Source organism: Pseudomonas canadensis, from assembly GCF_000503215.1.
Lineage (GTDB): Bacteria > Pseudomonadota > Gammaproteobacteria > Pseudomonadales > Pseudomonadaceae > Aquipseudomonas > Aquipseudomonas canadensis.
This window is the reverse complement of the sequence record NZ_AYTD01000016.1, coordinates 64162-79405: the sequence shown is the minus strand read 5'-3', so window position 1 is coordinate 79405 and position 15244 is coordinate 64162. Positions and strand designations below refer to the sequence as shown.

The window sequence follows — 15244 nt, the reverse complement described above, 5'->3', positions numbered from 1 at the left end:
GAGTCATTTTCGGTTACCGGCGGCGTCCGGTGAGCGCTCAGCGTATCGGCACGACGTTGTGGTCCCTGGTTTGATTGATCGCAGATGCCGACAGGTTGCCAGTGGCCGCTTTCTGGATGTGCTCACTCCACCAGGCCATCATCGGACGCCGGCGTTCGATGTAGTCAGCTCGGTTGTAAGCACTTCGGACTTCGTCCTTGTCGACATGCGCCAGCGCGACTTCGATTAGCTCCGGATCCCACCCATGCTCGTTCAGGATGGTGCTGGCCATGGAGCGCATGCCGTGACTGACCAAGCGGTCCTGGAAGCCCATGCGTTTCAACGCCATGTTGGCGGTCTGGCTGTTGGCGTGGGTGCGCGGATTTCTATCTGCCGGGAACACGTATTCCCTGTGGCCGCTGTGGGGCTTGAGCGCCTCCAGTAACGCAAGTGCCTGTTCGGTCAGCGGGATGGTGTGCGGACGACGCTTTTTCATGCGCTCCGGCGGGATGGTCCAGATGCGTCTGTCGAAGTCGATGTCTGCCCATCGGGTGGTAGCCGCTTCGGCAGGACGGGTCATGGTGTGCAGTTGCCATTCGATCAGGCAGCGGGTGATCCGCTTGATGCTGGCGTTCGCGATTTCGATCATGAGCTCGGACAGCTCGTCTGGTCGTAGCGCGGCCATGTTTTCTTTTTTTGGTTTCTTGAATACCGCCCGAATGCCACTGAGGGGGGTTAGCGAAAATCAGCCCGGAGTTTACCCCGTAGGTCATGATCTCATTGAGCCGTTGGCTCAGTCGCTTCACTGTCTCGAGACTGCCTTTAGCTTCTATTGGGCGAAGCAGTTCGATGACCATCGGTGCGGTAATTTTCGAGAGCGGCGTTGTTTTCAGGTCTGGAAATACATGCAGCGTGAGCGACCGCCAAATGTCCTCGGCGTACGCTGGCGTGACGGAGTCCTTCTTCAGCTCGAACCAGGCGGTGGCCACGTTCTCGAACGTGTGTTCCGTCTCCGCTCGTTTGGCTTCGACCTGTGCACTGCGTTGCACTTTAGGGTCAATGCCTTGTGCCAGAAGCTCGCGCGCTTCAACCACTTTTTTCCTGGCGTTCGCTAGTGAGAGCTCTGGGTACGTGCCCAGTCCCATATTGATACGGTTTTTGGTTACCGGCTCGCGGTAGTTGAAGTTCCACAGCATCGAGCCGTTGCTCCTGACTCGGAGCTGAAGGCCATCACCATCGCTGAGGACGTAATCCTTGTCTTTTGCCTTGACGGCCTTGAGCTGGCGGTCGGAAAGCCGAAGGGCTGGAGCAGGCATGAGAGCTTCCTCTGACACCGTTTTGGTATTCCAAAAAATAGCACCGGAAGGCTTGGAATACCATTTGGAATACCCAAACGGCTGGAACTCAGAAAACCTCTGCGGAGCCCGATAGCGTTTAAATCCTTGATTTTGTTGGATTTCAGGCACAAAAAAAGACGTCCGTGGACGTCTTTAGTTGATCAAATGGTGGAGCCGGGGGGATTTGAACCCCCGTCCGCCAGTACTCCGCTGTCGGTACTACATGCGTAGCCGTTTCTATTAAGTTAACCCTCAGCGACCCGAAGGGCAGGGTGCTTTGGGCGAGTTGTGTAAGTTTTAGCCGCTTCGTCCACAACGTACTGCACGGCGATTCTGTTCTATATGACAATCACTTTGGGTTTACAGACATCCCCTGGTGATTGCTGGACCCGAAGGTACCAGAAGCTCAGGGCTAAGGCTGCTTACGCAGCGAGAGCGAATTCCTGGCCGTAGTTTTCGTCATTGGCAACTATAAGAAGTTGCAACAGTGGATTTACGAGTTCTGTTACCAACTCGGCATGCACCTAAAGTTTCGCAACCGGCGTCGAATCCTAAACGGCCCCGTGCTTGTAACTCGTTGTTTCATAGTGAGTGACAAGCCTTCGCAGTGTACGCCAAACCGTCACGGAAGGCCAACCCGAAGGTTGGTCTTCCGTGACTGAGCAGCCTATTGGCCACCTTTTTCGCTGTTCTGCAGGTCTTGCAGCGCCTTCGAGGTGATCTCGATGCACTTTTTGTCATCGCCCGCGGCGTGGGCCGCTTTGGCTTGGGAGACGGCAGTGTCTATCTCGCCGCTTTTGCCACTGGTGTCAGTGGCGAGCAGCGCTTTGCCGTTGTTGATTTTGTCCAGATTGATTTTGCACAAATCGGGCTCGCCCGCAGCGAACACAGGGGAAGCCAGCATCGCAGCGGTAATGAACAAGCCAGCAAGAGCGGAACGCTTCATAGGGTATCTCCTTGCACAAAAGGGCTCGACGCTGCTGGCGTTCAACGGCTGCCAGCGACATCACTGATGAGCCTCGTTTGTCGAGGCCTATGCAGATGACTACGCCGGCGCGCGAGGGTTCTGTTTTTATGCAGGTTCATTTTTGCAGGATCAGTGGGCGCGGGCTTGAGTGACGCGGTCAACCAGGTAGACCAACCCGTGATAATCAATACCGCCATGCTGGCTCAGACCGATCTCGCAGGTGCGGCTGGTGGAGATGCCTTCGCTGCAATATTGCACCGCGTCCTTGAGGGTGCGCAGTGAGTGGGCGTTGAGTTCCGGCGTGCTGAAGCCCTTGTCACCGGCAAATCCGCAGCAATGGATGCCTTCAGGGATGATCACGCTGTTGGAACAGCGTCGAGCCAGATCGATCAGCGCCTGGCTCTCGCCCAGGTGTTGGGTGCTGCAGGTGACGTGCACGGCGATGGGGGCTTCCTGAGGTGTGAAGTCAAGACGGTCCATCAAGTGGGTGCGGATAAAGCGTACGGGATCGTAGAGGTCCAGCCGCGTTTCGCCCAGGTCCTGCACGAGGCGCAGGGTGCAGGGGCTGGTGTCGCAGTAGATCGGATCGAGCCCGCCACGGCTGGCGTGAAGTAGGGCGCCGATCAGTTCCTGGCGCTTGTGTTCGGCCTGTTCGGCGTAGCCCTTGGAAGCGAAAGGCTGGCCGCAGCACAGGCTGTCCTGATTGTCGGGGAATACGACTTGGTAACCGGCTTTTTCCAGCAGGCTGCGGGTTTTGTCGTACAGCGACATCTGTTCCTTATCCCCCGCTGCAGGGCCCATGGCGCGTGAAACGCAGGCGGCCAGGTAGACCACCCGCGGTCGTTCGTCCGTCACCGCCGGGCTGAAACGGATGGCTTTTTCCGGCTGCGGCATGGCGTTAGTCCACTGCGGAATTTGCCCCTTGGACAGTTTGGTCACGCTGGCTGATAGCTTCGCCAGGCGTGGTGCGCCCAGCAGCATGCGGGCGCCGTTGGCCACATGCAGGGTAAAGCGCGCGCCTTGCAGGGCGGTGGAAAAATGGGTGGCGAGCCATTCGGCGGTTTTCGGACGGTCGGCGTCACGGCTGCGCAGTTTTTTCACCAAGTCGCCGGTATTGATTCCTACAGGGCAGCGTTGAGCGCAAAGGCCGGTCGCGGCGCAGGTGTCGATGCCCTGGTAGTGATACGCAGCTTCCAACTCAGTGGTGTCGACACCGGCGCGTTTCTTCGCCTGAATGTCACGCCAGATCACGATGCGCTGGCGCGGGCTCAAGGTCAGGCCTTTCGACGGGCACACCGGTTCGCAGAAGCCGCATTCGATGCACTTATCCACAAGCTCATCAGCGGCGGGTAGCGGCTTGAGGTGCTTGAGGTGGATTTGCGGGTCTTCGCTGAGCACCACGTCCGGGTTGAGAATGCCGTTGGGGTCGAGCAGGCGCTTGAGTTGCCACATCAATTGATAGGCGTCGCTGCCCCATTCCAGCTCCACGAACGGAGCCATATTGCGCCCAGTGCCGTGTTCGGCTTTAAGCGAACCTCCAAACTCCACCGCCACCAATTGCGCCACGTCGTCCATGAACGCTTGGTAGCGTGTGACTTCTTCCGCGCTGTTGAAGCCTTGGGTGAATACGAAGTGCAGATTACCTTCCAGCGCGTGTCCGAAAAGGATCGCCTCGTCGTAGTGATGTTTGTCGAAGAGCGCGATCAAGCGATTCACGCCGATTGCCAGTTGCTCAACCGGGAAGGTCACGTCTTCGATGATCACGGTGGTGCCGGTTTTGCGCACGGCGCCGACGGCGGGAAAGGTGTCTTTACGGATCGCCCACAGGCGGGCGTTTTCCACAGGGTCTTCGGTGAAGTCGACCTGTTTCTCAACCGGAAATTGAGCCAGGGACGCCATGATCAGCGCCAGTTGCTCATGCAGCAAAGTCGATGATGCCGCGCGGGACTCGATCAACAGGGCGCAGGCATTTTCCGAAAGTTGCTGTACGAAAGCCGGCATGCCTGGCTTGTTTTGTACCGAGCGCATGCTGCGTCGGTCCAGCAACTCGACGGCCGAGACTGGCTGGGTTTTGAGCACGGTGACCGCGTTGCAGCAGGTCTCGACATCTGGAAACACAATCAACGCAGAGGCTTTATTCGGGTGGTCTATGACGGTGTCGTAGGTGACCGCGCTGATAAACCCAAGGGTGCCCTCGGAGCCCACCAGCAGATGGCTGAGGATATCCAACGGCTCATCGAAATCCACCAGGGCATTCAGCGACAGCCCGGTGGTGTTTTTCAGACGGTACTTGTGGCGAATCTTGGCCGCTAATTCGGTATTGGCCCGCGTCTCGCGACCCAATGTCTCTAGCCGCTCAAGCAGCGCGCCGTATTGTTCACGAAACGCCTTAACGCTGGTGGCGTCTTCAGTATCCAGCCGGCTGCCGTCAGCCAGTACCAGGCGTATGCCGGCCAGAGTGTGGTAGGTGTTCTGTGCGGTGCCGCAGCACATGCCGCTGGCATTGTTGGCGACGATACCGCCGATCTTGCAGGCGTTGATCGACGCCGGGTCCGGCCCGATCTTGCGCCCGAACGGCGCCAGCCACGCATTGGCCTGGGCGCCGATCACACCGGGTTGCAGGCGGATTTGCGTGCCTTGCCCGCGAATCTCGCGGCCATTCCAGTTGTCGCCCAGCACGATCAGTACCGAATCGCTGATGGCTTGCCCGGACAGGCTGGTGCCGGCGGCGCGGAAGGTCACCGGTACGTGGTCGCGCTGAGCCAGTTGCAGCAAGGCAACGACTTCGTCTTCTGACTCCACGCGGATCACCAGTTGTGGGATCAGTCGGTAAAAGCTAGCGTCAGTGCCGAAAGCGAGGGTGGAAAGCGGATCGTCGAAACGCCGACTTTTCGGAATCAGTTGTGCGACGTCGCTTATGAAAGCAGCAGGCAGGCTCATCGGTCCTCCAGAAATAGCTGACGCCGGAATTGTATCCGGCGGCATTACGTGCAGGTCTTAGTGCACCAGCATACCGGTGAACCAGTAGGCCTGGGCCAGGGTGATCAGCCCGACGATGGTGGCGAAGAACAGGCTGTGCTTGAGAGTAAAGCGGAACAGATCGGATTCCTTGCCCACCAGGCCGGTAGCGGCGCACGCCACGGCGATGGATTGAGGCGAGATCATCTTGCCGGTGACGCCGCCGCTGGTGTTGGCCGCGACCAGCAGGGTGTCATTGACGCCGATCTGGTGCGCGGTGGTGGCCTGCAAGGAGCTGAACAGGGCGTTGGATGAGGTATCAGAGCCTGTCAGGAAAACCCCCAGCCAGCCGAGGAACGGCGAGAAGAACGGAAAGGCTGCGCCCGTGCCGGCCAATACCAGTGCCATGGTCGAAGACATGCCGGAGTAGTTGGTGACGAAGGCGAAGGCCAACACCATCCCGATCGACAGGATCGGCCAGCGCAGTTCGTAGAAGGTCTCTTTTAAAGTGGTAAGACCAGTCTTGATGTCGATTTTCAGTACCAGCATCGAGATCAGCGCGGAGAAGAAAATCGCAGTGCCGGTTGCAGAAATCGGGTCCAGTTTGAACACGGCCGGAATCGCGGTGGGGTTGGTCACGATCGGCGCGACCTTGATCACCAGTTGGTCCAGGTGTGGGATTGCGAAGTTGAATACCCAGCTGTACATCGAGCCCCCGGCAGCAAACATTGCCTTGAACGGCTTGAGGGTCCAGATGGTGACCAGCACGGTGAGAATCAGGAACGGCGACCAGGCCTTGAAAATCTGCCCGAGGCTGTAGGGCGAGACGATGGTGTTGCGTGGCAGGCCGAAACCGCCGGCACTGGCGGTGACCGCCGCGCTGGAGGTGGCGCCGGCGATTTGTGCGCCTGCGGTGCGTTTTGGCTGCCAGACTTTCAGGAACAACGTCAGGGAAATCAGACTGGCCAGGGCCGAGGTGATGTCCGGCAGTTCCGGGCCGATGAAGTTGGAAGTGAAGTACTGGGTGACGGCAAAGCTCAAGCCTGCGACCAGCGCAGCGGGCCAGGTTTCACGCACGCCGCGCACGCCGTCCATCATGAACACCAGCCAGAACGGCACGAACAGCGACAGCAGCGGCAGTTGGCGACCGGTCATGGCGCCGATCTTGAATGCGTCGATGCCGGTCACTTGGCCCGCAACGATAATCGGGATGCCCAGCGCCCCGAAGGCCACGGGGGCAGTGTTGGCAATCAGGCACAGGCCGGCGGCGTACAGCGGGTTGAAGCCCAGGCCGACCAGTAGTGCAGCGGTGATCGCCACGGGGGCACCGAAACCGGCGGCACCTTCCAGGAAGGCGCCAAAGCAGAAGCCGATCAACAACACTTGCAGGCGTTGGTCGTCGGTGATCGACAGAACCGAGCTGCGGATGATCTCGAACTGGCCGCTTTTGACCGTGAGTTTGTAGAGGAACACCGCCGCGACGATGATCCACGCGATGGGCCACAGGCCGTAGGCAAAGCCGTAACCGGCGGCGGCCAGTGCCATGTCCACCGGCATCTGGAAGGCGAAGATCGCCACCAGGATCGACAGCGCCAAGGTGATGCTGCCAGCCACATGGCCTTTGAGGCGAAACACGGCCAGGGCGAGGAAGAAGAATACGATCGGAATAACGGCCGCCAATGCGGACAGGCCGAGGCTGCCGAGCGGGCTATAGAGCTGTTGCCAGGTTTGCATAGTGGGGTGGCCCCTGATTGTTGTTGTTTGGTCAGCTTGGATAATTGGTAATACCAATTTACAATCGCTGTGGGCTAGAGTAAAAGCCTTGGTGGGGGTGTGTCAATTTGCCGCCCGCGAAACTTTGGTCGTAAGTCGGTAAGCAGGGTGTGCTGATCGGCTGAAACGAAGGCGTTCTGATAGGTGCTGCAAGTGCTGCGATAGGCGAGAATAGAGCCCCGGCGAGTGGTCGGGATGGTGGAGAGTGAGTGATGGGGTTTGATCAGGTGCGTCAGCGCCGCTTGTCCGATGACATTGTCGAGCAGCTTGAGGGCATGATCCTTGAGGGCACGCTGAAGTCGGGTGAGCGCTTGCCCGCCGAGCGTGCGTTGGCTGAGCAATTCGGGGTATCGCGTCCTTCTTTGCGGGAGGCGATCCAGAAACTGTCAGCCAAAGGTTTGCTCGTCAGCCGCCAGGGCGGTGGTAACTACGTGGCTGAATCATTGGGCTCGACGTTCAGTGACCCGCTGTTGCACCTGTTGGAGAACAACCCTGAGGCTCAGCGTGATCTTCTGGAGTTTCGTCAGACCCTTGAGGCCTCTTGCGCCTACTACGCCGCGTTGCGCGCGACGGAGGTTGATCGCGAGCGTCTTACGGCTGCCTTTGAAGCGCTACAGGATTGCTACACCCGGTCTGATGAGGTGAGTCGGGCCGAGGAGGGCGCAGCGGATGCGCGGTTTCACTTGGCTATCGCCGAGGCCAGCCACAACGCGGTGTTGCTGCACACCATTCGCGGTCTGTTCGACCTGCTCAAACGTAACGTGGTGACCAACATCGGCGGCATGTATCAGCAGCGAACGGAAACCCGCGACATGCTGATCAGTCAGCACCGGGATCTGTACCTGGCGATTATCGAGGGGCGCGCCGAGCAGGCACGGGAAGTCTCAACGCGTCACCTGCTGTATGTGCAGGAAGTGTTGGAAGAAGTGCGTCAGGAAGTTCAGCGCGTGGCGCGTGCGGAGCGGCGCAAGGGGATGTAGCCGAGGGACCTCCCAAGGCTACATCACAGCAAGGATCAGTCTTCCTTGCCCTTGTTGCGCACGGCGCGATGCAATTCGCGATTGGAGTCGCGCTCGCGCTCGGTATCGCGCTTGTCGTATTCCTTCTTGCCCTTGCCCAAGGCAATCTCGCATTTGACCAGGTGCTTGCTCCAGTACCAGGAAAGGCAGACGCAGGCGTAGCCCTTCTGCTGTACGGCGGCGGCGAGCTTTTCCAGTTCGCGGGCATTGAGCAGCAGCTTGCGCGTGCGCACCGGATCGGCAATCACGTGAGTGCTCGCAGTGGTCAGCGGGGTGATATGACTGCCAAGCAGCCATGCCTCGCCATCCTTGAGCAGCACGTAACTGTCGACCAGTTGCAGCTTGCTGGCACGCAGACTCTTTACTTCCCAGCCGGCCAGGACCAGACCAGCCTCGAACCGATGTTCGATGAAGTAATCGTGTCGCGCCTTTTTATTTTGCGCGATGGTCCCTGTGGGGTGTTTCTTTTGTTTAGCCATAGGGGCGGCATTATAGGGAGTTGCGAGCCTGTCGGCTACGGTCAACCTGCGTGCTTGAGCGTGTTGGACGAATCCCGGACAATGCGGGCAGTTCTCTGGTTTTTTTCTTTCGCGGATCGGGCTGTTCTTCCGCGATGTTTGCTGCTCAGCTGTGGAAATGACGCACACATGACGACGCATATTCAACGTTCAGCGCTGCTGCCCTATCCGGCACAGGCGCTCTATGACCTGGTCAACGACGTGGCGCGTTACCCGGAATTCCTGCCGTGGTGCTCAACGGCCGAGGTGCTGGAAAGCAGTGATGAGCACATGGTCGCCAGTGTCGGGGTCGCGAAGGGCGGCCTGAGTCAGCATTTTGTGACGCGCAATGTGCTGGTGCCTGGGAAATCCATTGAAATGAATTTACAGGAGGGGCCGTTTACCCAGCTCCATGGGGTATGGGTATTCAAGGTCTTAACGGACAAGGCCTGCAAGATCAGCCTGGACCTCTCCTTTGATTATGCGGGGCCTATCGTGCGCGCGACGTTGGGGCCTTTGTTCAATCAGGCGGCCAATACCCTGGTGGATGCATTCTGCCAGCGAGCCAAGCAACTGCATGGTTGAGATTGAGGTGGTGTACGCCGGCGTGGATCGTCAGGTTCTATTAGCGGTGACGGTGCCAGCCGGCACTAGCCTGCGTTCGGCGGTGCAGGCGTCAGGTATTGCGGCGCAATTCCCTGAGTTGGATCTGGCTGGCTGCGTTTTGGGTATATTCGGCAAAGTGGTCGCGGACGCTGAAGTGCGTTGTGTGCAGGCGGGTGATCGCATTGAAATTTACCGCCCCTTGCTGGCAGACCCAAAAGAAATACGCAGGTTGCGCGCAGCCAAGGCGGCGCTGGCCAAGCAACAGAATTCATAGGTCGGCCAAATGGCAGGCAACAAAAAGCCCGGCATGCCGGGCTTTTTGTTGAGCGTCGCAAAATTACTGCGGGTTGGTATCCAGAGGCTGTGGCGTCGGGACGGGAACCGTTTCCACGCCGTCGACGTCTTTCTGGATCTTGTCGAGCAGAGAGCCTGGCTTGGCCGGCACTTCGGACTTAGGCTTCTCGCCTTCCTGCGCCGGCGCAGTGACGTTGGTGCCATTGTCTTTGCCAAGCAAGGCTTCATCACGGCTTACGCCGGGCATGAAGTCGCCGGACAGGCTGACAAGCTGGTCATTGCCATTGAAAACGACGCTGACGCGCTCCTGTTGGCGTTCACCGCCACCAGGCTGCAGGCTGTAGAGATAATCCCAGCGATCGGCATGGAATGTGTCGGTCAGCAGGGGGTTACCCATGATAAACCGTACTTGCCGTCGGGTCATTCCGGGGCGTAACTGGTCTATCATGTCCTGCGTGACGACATTGCCCTGCTGGATGTCGATTTTGTAAACCCCGGGGAATGAACAACCGGCGAGTGCGAGCAGTCCCACAAAGGTGAAACTGGTTAGCAAGAGCTTGGTGTTTTGCATCGGTGGGCGACTTCCACTATCTTGGCTGGGACAACGTAAACGCCGATCATACCCGTATTAAGAGAAGCTGCGAAGCAGCATCCGCGAGAAAGCTAACCATGGTTGAAAATAGCGAACTACGCAAAGCCGGTCTCAAAGTGACTCTGCCACGAGTCAAGATTCTACAAATGCTCGATTCTGCTGAGCAGCGTCACATGAGTGCCGAGGATGTCTATAAGGCGCTGATGGAGTCTAACGAGGACGTCGGCCTGGCCACGGTTTACCGTGTACTGACCCAGTTTGAAGCCGCAGGGCTGGTGGTTCGTCATAATTTCGACGGCGGTCATGCAGTATTTGAACTGGCTGACGGTGGTCATCACGACCACATGGTTGACCTGGATACCAATGAGGTTATCGAGTTCACCAGTCCGGAAATCGAAGCGCTGCAGCACAAGATTGCTGAGGAGCATGGCTTCGATCTGGTTGACCATAATCTGGTCTTGTACATCCGTAAGAAAAAGTAACAAGCGTTGCAGATTCGCGCTGCAAAATGATCGAAGGCGACCTCAGGGTCGCCTTCGTGCTTTCTATAGAGGCGAAATTATCCGGTCAGGCCTTCGCCGCCACGACCATTTTTTTCGCGTGCGCCAAGGACTCCTTGGTCAAGTCGATCCCGCCGAGCATGCGTGCCACTTCTTCAACGCGTTCCGACTTATTCAACTTGGACACGGCTGTGTGTGTTGCATCACTGCCGCGCACCTTGTGCACAAACAGGTGCTGATGCCCCTGGGCTGCCACCTGTGGCAAGTGGGTGACCGTCAGTACCTGGCCACGATCCCCCAGGCGCCGCAACAACTGGCCAACAATTTCTGCCGTCGGCCCACCGATCCCCACATCGACTTCGTCGAACACCAGCGTTGGCACCCGTGAGGTTTGCGCAGTAATCACCTGGATGGCCAGGCTGATTCGCGACAGTTCACCGCCGGAGGCCACTTTTGCCAGTGCCTTGAGCGGTTGCCCGGGGTTGGCGCTGACCAGTAGCTCGACCTGCTCCAGCCCGTGGGGCTGCAGTTCGTTACTGGCGTTGGTGCGCAATTCAATGGTGAAGCGACCGCCGGGCATGCCCAGGCGTTGGATCTCCAGCTCCACTGCGCCGGCCAGGCTCGTCGCTGCTTGCTGGCGCAAGTCGCTGAGTTCGCGCGCCTTCTCTTGGTAATGGCGAGCGAAAGAGGCGAGCTCGTCGCCCAGGCGCTCGATGGATTCATCGTTGGCGTTCAGGGTCTCGATTTCATCCAGCAGCTTTTGCTGCATCGTCGCCACTTCGGTGGGCTGGATGCGATGTTTGCGCGCCAGGGTATAGATAGTGTCGAGGCGTTCTTCTATGTCCTGAAGACGTGCGGGGTCGGCATCGAAGTGGTCCAGGAAGCGATTCAGCTCACCGACGGCTTCCTCTACTTGAATCTGTGCGCTGGTGAGCAAGGTCGTGGCCTCGCTCAGTGAGCCGGAGGCGCTGTTCACGCTAGAGAGGCGATTGAGGCTGGCGGTCAATGCGTTAAGTACATTGCCGGAGTCACTCTCACTGCACTGCTCTACCACTTGGCGGCAAATGCCCAGCAAGGTTTCCGCGTTGGTGAGGTTCTTGTGTTCCTGCTCAAGCTGCTCCAGTTCGGTCTCGCCCAAGCCCAGACTTTCCAGCTCTTCGAGTTGATAGCTGAGCAATTGATGGCGAGCTCGTTGTTCATCGCCGGAGTTGGAGAGTCGCTCCAGCTCCTGGCGAGTCTGGCGCCAGCGCTGGGCGGCGAGTTGCACCTGTCGGGCAAGGTCTGTGGCGCCAGCGTACTCATCAAGCAGGCGGCGATGGGTATCGGTTTTCAGCAGGGACTGGTGTTCATGCTGACTGTGGATATCGATCAGCAGTTCGCCCAGGGCTTTTAGGTCGCCAAGCGGGCAGGGGGTGCCATTGATATAGCCGCGGGACCGACCTTCCGCTGTGATGACCCGCCGAAGGATGCACGGGCCTTCATTATTAAGGTCGCGCTCGGCCAGCCAGGCCTCTGCCTCGGGAATATCCGCCAGGTCGAAGGTGGCCAGGATGTCGGCCTTGTCCGCACCGGGGCGTACCACGCCGCTGTCGGCGCGATCACCCAGGGTCAAGCCCAGGGCGTCGAGCATGATCGACTTGCCGGCGCCGGTTTCGCCTGTGATTACGCTCATCCCACGATCCAGCTCGAGATCCAGGTGTTCAACAATGGCGTAGTTATGTACGGACAGGTGCACGAGCATGACGGCCGCTCCCAGGCTTTAGGTCTGGTTATTTATACAGTGTTTTATCTGAGGCTGACAATCCTGGTGCTTAGCTCGATTTGCTTGAGCCCGGCTTTTTTTAAGTGCAATCAGGAATGACCAAGCAGGAATTGATGAAGGTCAGTCGAAAGACTTTTGGTAACGCTTGCGCCCTTGAACCTGGAAATTGTGGCCCCATATACCCGAACAGAAGCGCGAGTTGAGTTCGCGCATGATTTTGAAAGGAGAAAACTATGGCTGACGAACAGACGCAGGATACGCAAACTCCAGACGCCAATTCGGCTGTCGGCGATGAGCTGGCGACTCGTGTGCAAGTGCTCGAAGAGCAATTGGCCGCTGCGCAGGACCAGTCTTTGCGTGTTGCCGCTGATCTGCAGAACGTCCGCCGCCGTGCCGAGCAGGATGTAGAAAAGGCTCACAAGTTCGCACTGGAAAAATTCGCCAATGACTTGCTGCCGATCATCGACAGTCTGGAACGTGGCCTTGAATTGTCCAACCCGGACGACGAAAACATCCGCCCGATGCGCGAAGGGATCGAACTGACCCTGAAAATGTTCCAGGACACCCTGAAGCGTTATCAGTTGGAAGCAGTCGATCCACAAGGCGGCGAACCGTTCAACGCTGAGCATCATCAGGCCATGGCCATGCAGGAAAGCCATGACCTGGAGCCGAACAGCGTGCTCAAAACGTTCCAGAAGGGTTATCTGCTCAATGGTCGCTTGCTGCGCCCGGCGATGGTCGTAGTGAGCAAGGCGCCTGCACCAGTTTCGCCTTCTATTGATGAGCAGGCTTGAAATACGCTGCAAAGCCCCCATCTATAAGTCAAGCGTTTAAGTGCTACCGCAGTTAGCCACCACTGCTGCGGCAACCAAATTCAAGTTTCGGGAGAGTAAATCATGGGCAAAATTATCGGTATCGACCTGGGGACCACCAACTCCTGTGTCTCCGTCATGGAAAACGGCAAAGCCAAAGTAATCGAAAACGCCGAAGGCGCGCGTACCACGCCGTCGATCATTGCTTACGCAAATGATGGCGAGATCCTCGTTGGTCAGTCGGCCAAGCGCCAGGCTGTCACCAACCCGCACAACACCCTGTACGCAGTAAAGCGTCTGATCGGTCGTAAGTTCGACGAAGAAGTCGTGCAGAAAGACATCAAGATGGTGCCTTACAAAATCGCCAAGGCTGACAACGGTGACGCCTGGGTAGAAGTAAATGGCAACAAGATGTCGGCACCGCAGATCTCGGCTGAAGTCTTGAAAAAGATGAAGAAGACCGCCGAAGACTACCTGGGTGAAGCTGTGACCGAAGCGGTGATCACCGTTCCGGCTTACTTCAACGACAGCCAGCGCCAGGCGACCAAAGACGCCGGCCGCATCGCCGGCCTGGACGTAAAACGTATCATCAACGAACCAACCGCAGCTGCTCTGGCTTACGGTATGGACAAGGCCAAAGGCGACCACACTGTGATCGTTTATGACCTGGGTGGCGGTACTTTCGACGTGTCGGTCATCGAGATCGCTGAAGTTGATGGCGAGCACCAGTTCGAAGTGTTGGCCACCAACGGCGACACCTTCCTGGGTGGTGAAGACTTTGACATTCGTCTGATCGACTACCTCGTTGACGAATTCAAGAAAGAAAGCGGCATGAACCTCAAGGGTGACCCGCTGGCGATGCAGCGCCTGAAAGAAGCTGCTGAGAAAGCCAAGATCGAGCTGTCCTCGAGCATGTCGACCGACGTGAACCTGCCGTACATCACTGCAGATGCCACCGGTCCTAAGCACTTGAACGTGAAGATCTCTCGCGCCAAGTTGGAAGCTCTGGTTGAAGACCTGGTTCAGCGCACCATCGAACCTTGCCGCATTGCGCTGAAAGACGCTGGTATCGACGTTGGTTCCATCAACGACGTGATCCTGGTCGGCGGTCAGACCCGTATGCCACTGGTTCAGCAGAAAGTGACCGAGTTCTTCGGTAAAGAAGCACGTAAAGACGTGAACCCGGACGAAGCGGTTGCCATGGGTGCTGCCATCCAGGGCGCGGTATTGGCCGGTGATGTGAAAGACGTGCTGCTGCTGGACGTCAGCCCGCTGACCCTGGGTATCGAAACCATGGGCGGCGTAATGACTGCGCTGATCGAGAAAAACACCACGATTCCTACCAAGAAATCGCAAGTGTTCTCGACCGCCGATGACAATCAGGGCGCCGTGACCATCCATGTGCTGCAAGGTGAGCGTAAGCAGGCTGCTCAGAACAAGTCCCTGGGCAAGTTCGACCTGGCCGAGATTCCACCAGCACCGCGTGGCGTGCCGCAAATCGAAGTAACCTTCGACATCGACGCCAACGGCATCCTGCACGTCGGCGCGAAAGACAAGGCGACTGGCAAAGAGCAGAAGATCACCATCAAGGCCAACTCCGGTCTGTCTGATGAAGAAATTCAACAGATGATTCGTGATGCTGAAGCCAACGCTGATGCGGATGCCAAGTTTGCTGAGCTGGCTGGCGCCCGTAACCAGGGTGATGCACTGGTTCACTCGACACGCAAAATGGTCGCTGATGCTGGCGATAAAGTGACGGCTGAAGAGAAGACCGCCATCGAAGCTGCTGTAGTTGCCCTGGAAGCCGCTGTTAAAGGCGACGACAAGGCCGCTATCGAAGCCAAGATCGAAGAGTTGTCGAAAGTCTCTGCACCGGTTGCTCAGAAAATGTACGCCGAACAAGGTCAGCCAGCTGACGGTGCTGCGCAACAGGCAGAGCCTGAAGCCAAGCACGACGATGTTGTCGATGCCGAGTTCGAAGAAGTCAAAGACCAGAAGTAAGTTGGTCGCCCGGTTGACCGCTATCAAGCGGTGACTGGTAGGATGTCGCCGCGCGGGAGCTTGCTCCCGCGTTGGCGTGTCTGGGGTATGCGAATTTTTACAGCATGCGACAGTGTTCGGATGCTGGCGGTGTGATCGGGAATGCTC

The 15244-nt window shown here is 58.0% G+C and carries 12 protein-coding genes, 1 other RNA gene and 1 pseudogene; 6 read left to right on the top strand and 8 right to left on the bottom strand.

Annotation, left to right across the window (positions count from 1 at the left end; translation table 11 throughout):
- Positions 1–37: 37 nt before the first annotated feature.
- The 5 genes and pseudogenes from U367_RS01000000130185 to U367_RS0117500 form a co-directional block, all read right to left on the bottom strand.
- A pseudogene (locus tag U367_RS01000000130185) lies at positions 38–1295 on the bottom strand (integrase domain-containing protein).
- 187 nt (positions 1296–1482) lie between these two features.
- Positions 1483–1879: a transfer-messenger RNA gene (gene ssrA, locus U367_RS1000000131005) on the bottom strand.
- A 104-nt stretch (positions 1880–1983) separates the two neighbouring features.
- Positions 1984–2262, bottom strand: a complete 279-nt coding sequence (locus U367_RS0117510) for a hypothetical protein (RefSeq protein ID WP_010206635.1) — start codon at positions 2260–2262, stop codon at positions 1984–1986.
- A 150-nt stretch (positions 2263–2412) separates the two neighbouring features.
- On the bottom strand, positions 2413–5223 hold the full coding sequence (locus U367_RS0117505; protein WP_028617985.1) for an FAD-binding and (Fe-S)-binding domain-containing protein: 2811 nt from the start codon (positions 5221–5223) through the stop codon (positions 2413–2415).
- A 57-nt stretch (positions 5224–5280) separates the two neighbouring features.
- The gene (locus U367_RS0117500) at positions 5281–6975 is read right to left on the bottom strand and encodes a lactate permease LctP family transporter (RefSeq protein ID WP_028617984.1); all 1695 of its coding nucleotides are present in this window, start codon (positions 6973–6975) and stop codon (positions 5281–5283) included.
- A gap of 251 nt (positions 6976–7226) precedes the next feature.
- On the opposite strand from U367_RS0117500, the gene U367_RS0117495 reads away from it, so the two are divergent.
- Entirely contained in the window at positions 7227–7994 is a 768-nt protein-coding gene (locus U367_RS0117495; RefSeq protein WP_028617983.1) for an FCD domain-containing protein, read from the top strand.
- Positions 7995–8029: 35 nt separating this feature from the next.
- Here U367_RS0117495 and smpB read toward each other — a convergent pair whose 3' ends face one another.
- Positions 8030–8512 (bottom strand): SsrA-binding protein SmpB, encoded by a 483-nt coding sequence (gene smpB, locus U367_RS0117490; protein ID WP_005791513.1) that lies wholly within the window; start codon positions 8510–8512, stop codon positions 8030–8032.
- Between the two features lie 168 nt (positions 8513–8680).
- Here smpB and U367_RS0117485 point away from each other — a divergent pair, with 168 nt between their 5' ends.
- Together U367_RS0117485 and U367_RS0117480 are read left to right on the top strand one after the other, a co-directional pair.
- The gene (locus U367_RS0117485) at positions 8681–9115 is read left to right on the top strand and encodes a type II toxin-antitoxin system RatA family toxin (protein WP_028617982.1); all 435 of its coding nucleotides are present in this window, start codon (positions 8681–8683) and stop codon (positions 9113–9115) included.
- On the top strand, positions 9108–9410 hold the full coding sequence (locus U367_RS0117480; RefSeq protein WP_028617981.1) for an RnfH family protein: 303 nt from the start codon (positions 9108–9110) through the stop codon (positions 9408–9410). Before U367_RS0117485 ends, U367_RS0117480 begins: the two co-directional genes overlap by 8 nt.
- A gap of 63 nt (positions 9411–9473) precedes the next feature.
- Here U367_RS0117480 and U367_RS0117475 read toward each other — a convergent pair whose 3' ends face one another.
- Positions 9474–10001 carry an outer membrane protein assembly factor BamE gene (locus U367_RS0117475; protein ID WP_028617980.1) on the bottom strand — a complete coding sequence of 176 codons (528 nt, stop codon included), beginning with the start codon at positions 9999–10001 and terminating at the stop codon, positions 9474–9476.
- 98 nt (positions 10002–10099) lie between these two features.
- Between U367_RS0117475 and fur the strand changes: the two genes are divergently transcribed.
- Positions 10100–10504, top strand: coding sequence for a ferric iron uptake transcriptional regulator (fur, locus tag U367_RS0117470; RefSeq protein WP_003194220.1), 405 nt, complete (start codon positions 10100–10102; stop codon positions 10502–10504).
- Positions 10505–10589: 85 nt separating this feature from the next.
- Here fur and recN read toward each other — a convergent pair whose 3' ends face one another.
- Positions 10590–12263 (bottom strand): DNA repair protein RecN, encoded by a 1674-nt coding sequence (recN, locus tag U367_RS0117465; protein ID WP_028617979.1) that lies wholly within the window; start codon positions 12261–12263, stop codon positions 10590–10592.
- Between the two features lie 254 nt (positions 12264–12517).
- Between recN and grpE the strand changes: the two genes are divergently transcribed.
- Positions 12518–13078 (top strand): nucleotide exchange factor GrpE, encoded by a 561-nt coding sequence (gene grpE, locus U367_RS0117460; RefSeq protein ID WP_028617978.1) that lies wholly within the window; start codon positions 12518–12520, stop codon positions 13076–13078.
- A gap of 102 nt (positions 13079–13180) precedes the next feature.
- Positions 13181–15097 (top strand): molecular chaperone DnaK, encoded by a 1917-nt coding sequence (gene dnaK / locus U367_RS0117455; protein ID WP_028617977.1) that lies wholly within the window; start codon positions 13181–13183, stop codon positions 15095–15097.
- Positions 15098–15244 lie beyond the last annotated feature (147 nt).

What these genes read in the sequence shown, in the direction of transcription:
- dnaK (WP_028617977.1), top strand. Translation starts at nt 13,181, where the DNA reads ATGGGCAAAATTATCGGTATCGACCTGGGGACCACCAACTCCTGTGTC.
- smpB (WP_005791513.1), bottom strand. Translation starts at nt 8,512, where the DNA reads ATGGCTAAACAAAAGAAACACCCCACAGGGACCATCGCGCAAAATAAA.
- grpE (WP_028617978.1), top strand. Translation starts at nt 12,518, where the DNA reads ATGGCTGACGAACAGACGCAGGATACGCAAACTCCAGACGCCAATTCG.
- U367_RS0117510 (WP_010206635.1), bottom strand. Translation starts at nt 2,262, where the DNA reads ATGAAGCGTTCCGCTCTTGCTGGCTTGTTCATTACCGCTGCGATGCTG.
- U367_RS0117480 (WP_028617981.1), top strand. Translation starts at nt 9,108, where the DNA reads ATGGTTGAGATTGAGGTGGTGTACGCCGGCGTGGATCGTCAGGTTCTA.
- fur (WP_003194220.1), top strand. Translation starts at nt 10,100, where the DNA reads ATGGTTGAAAATAGCGAACTACGCAAAGCCGGTCTCAAAGTGACTCTG.
- U367_RS0117495 (WP_028617983.1), top strand. Translation starts at nt 7,227, where the DNA reads ATGGGGTTTGATCAGGTGCGTCAGCGCCGCTTGTCCGATGACATTGTC.
- U367_RS0117505 (WP_028617985.1), bottom strand. Translation starts at nt 5,223, where the DNA reads ATGAGCCTGCCTGCTGCTTTCATAAGCGACGTCGCACAACTGATTCCG.
- U367_RS0117475 (WP_028617980.1), bottom strand. Translation starts at nt 10,001, where the DNA reads ATGCAAAACACCAAGCTCTTGCTAACCAGTTTCACCTTTGTGGGACTG.
- U367_RS0117485 (WP_028617982.1), top strand. Translation starts at nt 8,681, where the DNA reads ATGACGACGCATATTCAACGTTCAGCGCTGCTGCCCTATCCGGCACAG.
- U367_RS0117500 (WP_028617984.1), bottom strand. Translation starts at nt 6,975, where the DNA reads ATGCAAACCTGGCAACAGCTCTATAGCCCGCTCGGCAGCCTCGGCCTG.
- recN (WP_028617979.1), bottom strand. Translation starts at nt 12,263, where the DNA reads ATGCTCGTGCACCTGTCCGTACATAACTACGCCATTGTTGAACACCTG.